Origin of the sequence: Variovorax sp. Varisp36 (assembly GCF_047304235.1) — a bacterium.
GTDB lineage: Bacteria > Pseudomonadota > Gammaproteobacteria > Burkholderiales > Burkholderiaceae_C > Variovorax.
Genome location: NZ_JBGLYU010000146.1, coordinates 1 through 228 on the forward strand (window position 1 = coordinate 1; position 228 = coordinate 228).

The 228-nt window shown below is 71.5% G+C and carries 1 protein-coding gene; it reads right to left on the reverse strand.

Annotated elements, in window-relative coordinates; all coding sequences use genetic code 11:
- Positions 1-228 (reverse strand): type VI secretion system Vgr family protein (locus ACCD11_RS28505; RefSeq protein ID WP_413316491.1); only part of this gene is annotated, 228 nt, incomplete at both ends.

Sequence of the window (228 nt, forward strand, 5' to 3'; positions counted from 1 at the left end):
CTGCGCAGCCTGACTCAATCCTTCGTGCAGATCACGTGCCTGGGTGAGCCTGGCGGTGGTCTCGCGCATGTCCGCGATGTGGGCCTGGGCGTTCGCGCGAGCCTCGGTGCTCAGCAGCAGGCCGTTCGCGGCGCGCACCGCGCCGTGCCCGTCGGTGCGCAGTTCGAAGCCCTGGCCCCGGTCGTCCTTGCGGCCTGCCACGTCCTCGATGCGCGCGATGTGCCCCAG